The sequence below is a fragment of the Streptomyces sp. NPDC059957 genome (assembly GCF_042730015.1).
Classification (GTDB): Bacteria; Actinomycetota; Actinomycetes; order Streptomycetales; family Streptomycetaceae; genus Streptomyces.
In genome coordinates, this window is the sequence record NZ_JBHWMB010000122.1 from 1 (window position 1) to 7,454 (window position 7,454).

Consider the following 7,454-nt stretch of genomic DNA (forward strand, 5'->3'; position numbering starts at 1 on the left):
CTGGAACTCACCAACGTGATCACCGCCGTCGACCCCGCGCTCGTCCTGCCCTGCCTCGGCAACGGGGACGACCTCGCCGAAGCCGGACTCGCCGCGGCCGCCACCGACCAGCGGACCGTCGGGGACACCTGGGCCCGCCAGCTCGAATACGCGCCGGTCCTCGCCATCGCCGACAGCGGAGAGGCCGACGACGAGGACCGCGCCCTGCTCGCCCAACTGCACCCGACGGCCCGCCGCGTGCCCACCGGCTCCAGCGCACTCACCCGCCTGGCGTTCGCCGGCTTCGACGTGGAGAGCGCCGCCGCGGCGCAGCACCCCGCCTGCGCGCTGCTCCCCCAGGAAGCCGACGAGGCCGGAGTCGCCACGCTCGTCTGGCGGCGCCGCCGGCCGTTCCACCCCGAGCGGCTCTACCAGGCGCTGGAGGACCTGAGCTGCGCCGCGACCCGCAGCCGCGGCCGGTTCTGGCTCGCCGACCGCCCCGACACCCTCCTCGCCTGGGACGCCGCCGGCGGCGCGCTGTGCGTGGAGAGCGCCGGCCCCTGGCTGGCCTCGCTCCCCGACGCCGCCTGGGACCTGGTCCCCGCCATGCGCCGGGCCGCGGCCTCACTCGACTGGGATCCCGAGCACGGCGACTGCTGCCAGCACCTGGTCTTCACCTCACCGGGGCTGGACCGGGACGGCATCGAACAGCTCCTGGACTCCTGCCTCCTGACCGAGGCCGAGTACGCCGCCGGGCGGGAGGGCTGGAAGCAACTCCCCGCCGCCTTCGGGCCGTTGCTCGACCACGCCTCCTGAGGCCGCGGACCGGCCGAAGCCTCCGGCCGACCGGGGGACGGCACGGTCGGCGGCCTGCGGGTACATCGTGCGGCAGTTCCCCAGGAGGGGGTATCCCCAGATCCGCGCCTCCGTCGCGATGGCGCGCGCCGTGCATGCGGGGCGTAGGTTCGCCGCGCCCTCCCCGCCCTCCCCGCCCTCGGTGCGGATCGGGTCGGCCGGACAGCCGAGTACGGCCGAACGGGCGAATGACGCTGACGGCTCGACAGATGACATAGAGTCACAGTTATGGCAATTGTGGTGAATTGTCGGATTGTGGGTTGTACTGGACGCCGGCAACACCGTCCAGGAACTGGAGCGTTACGTGGCATCCACCACCCTCACCGTCTGGAAGTTCCCCACCCCCGACGGGGCCCGGCAGGCGGAGTCCGCCCTGCTCGCCCTGCAGAAGGAACAGCTCATACAGGTGCACGACGCCGCGGTCGTCACCTGGCACGAAGACGCGAAGAAGCCGAAGACCCAGCAGCTGAACAGCCTCACGGGAGCCGGCGCGCTGTCCGGCACCTTCTGGGGGATGCTCTTCGGGCTCCTGTTCTTCGTCCCGCTGCTCGGCGCCGCCGTGGGCGCCGCAGCCGGGGCCATCGGTGGATCGCTGTCCGACGTCGGCATCGACGACCAGTTCATCGACGAGGTGAAGTCCGAGGTGAAGCCCGGCACTTCCGCCCTGTTCCTGCTCTCCTCCGACGCCGTGGTCGAGCGGGTCCGGGGCGCCTTCCCCGGCGGGCAGGCGCAGCTGGTCCGCTCCAACCTCTCCGGCACGCAGGAGCAGCAGCTCCGCGAGGTCTTCGCCGCCTGAGAACCACCCGTCGAACGACCGGGGTGTCCAAGGCGGCCTCGGCCGCCGCCTCCGTCCAGTCGCAGGCCGCCGACGCGGTCGACTCGGCCACGGGGGCCGCGAAGAAGAAGCTGGACGAGGTCAAGGACGGGACCGCGCGCAGCACCCACAAGCTCTCGGGCGAGGTGCGCGCCGGCGTCGGCACCGCGCTCAGGTACTGATGGCTCCAGGACCGGCCGGCGCCGGCAAGGGCGGGAGGGCCGGATCGGACAGCCAGGCCGTGAACAGGTCGTCGAGCGGTTCGAGCGCGTAGCGGGACGCGTGCGCGGTGAAGCCGGCCGTGGTGACCACGCCGTGGCGGTGCACGGTGGCCCACTCCCGCAGCATGCGGAAGAACGGGCCGTCGCCCAGCGCGCAGCGGATCGCGTGCACGGCGAGGCCGCCGCGCTGGTAGAGGCGGTCGTCGAACATCAGCTTGCGTCCCGGGTCGGCCAGCAGGAGGTCCTGCGGCTGCCCGGACAGCAGGCGGTGTGCGGCGGCCGCCAGTTCGTGCGCGGTGCGGCCGCCGGAGCGCTCCGACCAGAGCCATTCCGCGTACTTCGCGAAGCCCTCGTTGAGCCAGATGTGCCGCCAGTCGGCGATGGTCACGCTGTTGCCGAACCACTGGTGCGCGAGCTCGTGTGCGATGAGCCGCTCGGAGCCGCGTACGCCGTCCACGTGGTTGGCGCCGAACAGGGAGAGCCCCTGGGCCTCCACCGGCACGTCCAGCTCCTCGTCGGCGACGACGACCGCGTACTCGCCGAAGGGGTAGGGGCCGAACAGCTCCTCGAACAGCGTCATCATGGCGGGCTGCCGCGCGAAGTCCCGGGAGAAGCGGGGCAGCAGGTGCGCCGGTACGTGGGCGCTCTGCGGGACGCCGCCGAGCCCGGGGTCGCCGAGCAGCACCGTCTGGTACATGCCGATGGACAGGCCGACCAGGTAGCTGGACGTCGGCGCGGGCTGCTCGTACACCCAGGTGGTGGTGGAGGCCCGGGTGGTCCGGGTGAGCAGCCGGCCGCCGGCCACGACGGTGTAGGCGGAGGGGGTGTTGACCGAGATCTGGTACGAGGCCTTGTCCGCGGGCCGGTCGTTGCACGGGTACCAGGAGGGCGCTCCGACGGGCTGGCTGGCCACCAGCGCGCCGTCGGTCAGTTCCTCCCAGCCGAGGCCGCCCCAGGGGCTGCGCACCGGGGTGGGGTTGCCCGCCCAGTGCACCTCCACGGTGAAGGCGGCGCCGGCGGGCAGCGGCTTGGGCGGCCGGATGCGGAGTTTGCCGCCCCGGTGGCTGTAGTGCGGAGCCCGGCCGTTGACGAGGACGCGGCCTATTTTGAACTCGGCCAGGTTGAGGTGGAACTCGGTGAGCGGTGCCCGCCCGGCGATGGCGCTGAGCCGGGCCGTCCCGGCGAGCCGGTTGGGGCCGGGACGGTACTCCAGAGCGAGTTCGTACCGGTGCACGCGGTAACGGGGGTCGCCGTTGGCCGGAAAGTACGGGTCCGATGCCGCTGTCTTCTGGCCGTTCACTGCCGCTTCCGCTCCCTGCGTTGTGCTCGTACGACGTGCTGGTGGTGCCGGGCCGGTCCGGTGGGACCCGCTCTTCAGGACCGCCACGCCTCGATCGGGTTGCCCAGCCAGCGGGTGTCGGCGGGAACGGATTCCCCGGCCATCACGAGGGAGGCCGGACCCAGTGTGCTGCGGGCCCCGACCGTGCTCCCGGGCAGGACGATTCCACCCGGGCCCAGGGTGGCGCCCTCACGGAGGACCACAGTATCCGTCCTCAAGATCCGGTCGTGGAAGAGGTGCGTCTGCAACACGCAGCCCCGGTTCACGCTGACCGCGTCACCCAGGGTGACCAGGTCGGTCTCGGGCAGCCAGTAGCTCTCGCACCACACGCCGCGGCCGATCCGGGCGCCGAGTCCGCGCAGCCACAGGGACAGCACCGGCGTGCCGGGCACCGAGCCGACCAGCCAGGGCACGGCCAGGACCTCGACGAAGGTGTCGGCCAGTTCGTTGCGCCACACGAAGCCGCTCCAGAGCGGGTGCTCGCCCACCCGGTGCCGGCCCACCAGCAGCCACTTCGCGGCCGTGGCGACCACGCACGCGGCCACCCCGGCGGCGAGCAGGACGGCTCCGGACAGCAGCGCGGTCCCCCACACGCCGGGCCCGTCCGCTCCGGCCAGCGCGCAGAACGCCGCCACGGTGACCACGGCCAGCGCGGTCGAGCAGAACACCGGGACGAGGCGGCACAGCTCCACCAGTCCGCGCGCCCACAGCAGCCGCGCGGGCGGATCGTAGGTCCGGCTCTGGTCGGCGTCGGCCGCCGACCTCGGCAGCCGGACGGGCGGCAGGCCCAGGTAGGAGCTGCCCTTCTTGGCCTTCTTCGGGGTGGCGGAGAGGACGCCGACCAGCCCGTCGTCCGGTACGGAGCGGCCCGGCGCGGTCATTCCGGAGTTGCCGAGGAAGGCCCGTCTGCCGATCTCGGAGTGGCCGATGCGCAGCCAGCCGCCGCCCAGCTCGTAGGGGGCGGTCAGGGTGTCGTCGGCGAGGAAGGCGCCCTCGCCGACGGTGGTGAGGCTCGGCAGCGCGAGCACGGTGGACACCTCGGCGCCCCGGCCGATCTTCATGCCGAGCAGCCGCAGCCACACCGGTGTGATCAATCCGGCGTACAGGGGGAAGAGGGTTTCCCGGGAGAGGTCCATCAGCTGGGTGACCGTCCAGGCCTGCCAGCCGATCCTGCTGTGCGTGGGGTGGACGCCCGTGCGCAGCCCGAGGCTGAGGAGGCGTACGGAGACCAGGAGCAGGGCCGCGTACGCGAACCCGAAGGCGAGCGCCCCCGGCACCACGGCGAGCAGCGCTCCGGCCAGGGCCCGGCCGAGTCCGGCATCGGCGGGCACGAAGCGGCCGGCCACGAGGAGGGCGGGCAGGGCGGCGAGCACGGGCAGGGAGGTGAGGCAGAAGCCGGCCGCACCGTAGGCGGCGCGCCAGGGCAGTCTGCGCGGCGGGCGCTCCTTGGGCCAGTTCCGCTTGGCCTTGCCGAGTTTGCCGGCGGGGGCTCCGGCCCAGCGCTGGCCGGTCGGGATCTGGCCGACGACGGCGGAGCCGGGGGCCACCTCGGCCCGCTTTCCGACGCGGGCGCCGGGGAAGAGGATGCTGCGGGTGCCGACCACGGCGCCCGCGCCGACCTTGACGGTGCCGATCTCCAGCCGGTCCCCGTCCAGCCAGTGGCCGGAGAGGTCCACCTCGGACTCCACGGCGCAGCCGCGGCCGAGTTTGAGCATGCCGGTGACGGGCGGCAGCGAGTGCAGGTCCACCTCGGGGCCGATCTTGGCGCCGAGGGCCCGCGCGTAGCGCTCCAGCCAGGAGCCGGTGAGCGAGGTGGCGCCGGAGTACTCGGCGAGCCGCTCGGCCGTCCACAGCCGCAGGTGAACGTTTCCGCCGCGCGGGTGGCGCCCCGCCTTGACCCCGCGCAGCAGCAGCCGGGCGCCGCCGGCGGCGATCGCGAGGCGGCCGGGCGGGCTGAAGAGCAGTGCGGCGCCGGCGGCGACGAGCCACCAGGAGGCGGCCGGCGCCCACGGATAGGCCCCGAACCAGTGCAGTACGTTGCCCAGGGCGAGCACCGCCACCGTCCAGCGCAGGCCGACCAGGGTGAAGAGCGGGAGCAGCAGCAGGGTCTGGACGACCTTGGTCCGCCGGGGCACGGGCGCGATGGTCCGTACCGCCCCGTCGTCCTGTGCGGACTTCTCCAGGTGCCGGGCCAGCTTGCGCAGGGTGGACTGCTGGTAGATGTCGAGGACGGCCGCGCTCGGGTAGCGGGTGCGCAGCCGGGTGGTGAGCTGGGCGGCGGCAAGGCTGCTGCCGCCGATCGCGAAGAAGTCGTCGGCGGCGCCGGTGACGGCCACGCCCAGGGTCTCGCTCCACTGCTCGGCGAGCCAGGCCTCGGTCCCGTAGAGCTGTTCGGTGGGGCCGCTGGTCTCCAGTTCCGGGAGCGGCCAGGGCAGTGCGCCCCGGTCCACCTTGCCGGAGGTCCGGGTGGGCAGCTCCTCGACGGGCGCGAGCAGCGGTACGAGCGCTGCGGGCAGCTCGGAGCGGAGCCGGGTCACGGCCGCCGCGTGGTCCCAGCCGTCCTGGGTGACCAGGTAGCCGACGAGGAGCTGGTTGCCGCTGCGTGCCGTGCGGACGGCTGCGGCGGCGCCGGCGACTCCGGGCAGGGCCTGGAGTGCGGCGTCCACCTCGCCCAGCTCGATGCGGCGGCCGCCGAGCTTGATCTGCTCGTCGCCGCGGCCCAGGAAGACCAGGCCCTCGGGTTCCGCGCGGACGAGGTCGCCGCTGCGGTAGGCGCGCTCCCAGCCGAGGGATTCCAGCGGGGCGTACTTCTCCGCGTCCTTCTCGGGGTCGAGGTAGCGGGCCAGGCCTACGCCGCCGATGACGAGCTGGCCGCTGCCGCCCATGGGAACCGGCTCGCCGGATTCGTCGACGACGGCCAGTTCCCAGCCGTTCAGCGGGAGGCCGATGCGGATCGGTTCCTCGCCGGTCAGGAGCGAGGCGCAGGCGACGACGGTGGCCTCGGTGGGGCCGTAGGTGTTCCAGACCTCGCGGCCCTCGGTGACCAGGCGCTGGGTGAGTTCGGGCGGGCAGGCCTCGCCGCCGAAGATCAGCAGCCGGACCTCGTTGAGGGCCTCGGGCTCCCACAGGGCGGCGAGGGTCGGCACCGTGGAGACCACGGTGATCTCCTGCTCGGCCAGCCAGGGGCCGAGGTCGGCGCCGCTGCGGACCTGGGAGCGGGGGACGGGGACGAGGCAGGCGCCGTAGCGCCAGGCCAGCCACATCTCCTCGCAGGAGGCGTCGAAGGCCACGGACAGTCCGGCCATGACCCGGTCGCCGGGGCCGATCGGCTCCTCGGTGAGGAAGAGCGCGGCCTCGGCGTCCACGAAGGCGGCGGCGCTGCGGTGGCTGACGGCCACGCCCTTGGGCTTGCCGGTGGAGCCGGAGGTGAAGATGATCCACGCGTCGTGTTCGGGGCCGGGGCGGGCCGCGGGGGCGGGGCGTGCGGCAGGGGCGGATGCGCCCGGGCCGGCGGCCTTGCCCGGCGCGGCGACCTCGATGCGCTGGCCGGCGCCCAGTACGGCCCGTACTCCGGCCTCGCCGAAGACCAGGTCGGCCCGCTCGTCCGGGTCCTCGGCGTCCACGGGCACGTAGGCGGCGCCCGCCGCGAGGACGGCCAGGATGCCCGCGTACAGCTCGTTGGTCCCGGACGGGACGCGTACGCCGACCCGGTCGCCGAGCCCCACTCCGGCAGCCGCGAGGGCCTGTCGGCGGCGCTCCACCTCGACGGCGAGCGCCCGGTAGGTCAGCCGGGTCGCCCCGTCGTCCAGGGCGAGCTCGTCGGGGTGGGCCCGTACGGAGGCCTCGAAGACGTCGACGAGGGTGCGGGTCGGGGCGGCGGGTCCGGCGGAGAACAGGGCCGATTTGCCGGGCTCGCAGGGCCCCGCCCCGGCGTCGGGCGCGGGGCCTTCGTCGAGGCCGGTCCCGTCGTCGAGCAGAGTGACTTCACCGTGCTCTGGTGTGGCTGCCATCGGCCCTCGCGTCGTGTTCCCGGAACCCTCCGGGTCGCCGGGCGGAGCCCGGGTCTGCCCAGGTTGTTCCGGTCCAGCGCCAAACAACCCGCCAGTCTAGTGCGACATCAAGGAATTTCCGTTTCAAGCCTTGCGCATGGCCGGGAAGGAGCGGTAAAAGCAGCGTGGCACCGGGAGGCGAAAACGCACCCTCTCCTTTTTTCCTTTCGCGTACCACCACTCTCCCGCTCCTCCGC

Annotated in this window: 5 protein-coding genes; 3 read left to right on the forward strand and 2 right to left on the reverse strand. The window is 73.6% G+C overall.

Annotation, left to right across the window (positions count from 1 at the left end; all coding sequences use genetic code 11):
• The 3 genes from ACFWBW_RS39845 to ACFWBW_RS39855 all read left to right on the forward strand — a co-directional run.
• Positions 1-795 (forward strand): GTP-binding protein (locus ACFWBW_RS39845; protein WP_385384161.1); only part of this gene is annotated, 795 nt, incomplete at its 5' end.
• 292 nt (positions 796-1,087) lie between these two features.
• On the forward strand, positions 1,088-1,630 hold the full coding sequence (locus ACFWBW_RS39850; protein ID WP_385384163.1) for a DUF1269 domain-containing protein: 543 nt from the start codon (positions 1,088-1,090) through the stop codon (positions 1,628-1,630).
• Positions 1,631-1,653: 23 nt separating this feature from the next.
• A complete protein-coding gene (locus ACFWBW_RS39855; protein WP_385384166.1) occupies positions 1,654-1,830 on the forward strand; it encodes a hypothetical protein in 177 nt (58 codons plus the stop codon).
• Here the strand turns inward: ACFWBW_RS39855 and ACFWBW_RS39860 are convergent.
• Both ACFWBW_RS39860 and ACFWBW_RS39865 read right to left on the reverse strand, forming a co-directional pair.
• Complete coding sequence (locus tag ACFWBW_RS39860; protein ID WP_385384169.1) at positions 1,820-3,169, reverse strand: M1 family metallopeptidase; 1,350 nt, start codon at positions 3,167-3,169, stop codon at positions 1,820-1,822. The genes ACFWBW_RS39855 and ACFWBW_RS39860 overlap by 11 nt on opposite strands.
• Positions 3,170-3,243: 74 nt before the next feature.
• Positions 3,244-7,218 (reverse strand): Pls/PosA family non-ribosomal peptide synthetase, encoded by a 3,975-nt coding sequence (locus ACFWBW_RS39865; RefSeq protein WP_385384172.1) that lies wholly within the window; start codon positions 7,216-7,218, stop codon positions 3,244-3,246.
• Positions 7,219-7,454: the final 236 nt, after the last annotated feature.

Excerpts from the sequence above, each read along its gene's own strand:
- ACFWBW_RS39865 (WP_385384172.1), bottom strand. The coding sequence starts at position 7,218 with ATGGCAGCCACACCAGAGCACGGTGAAGTCACTCTGCTCGACGACGGG.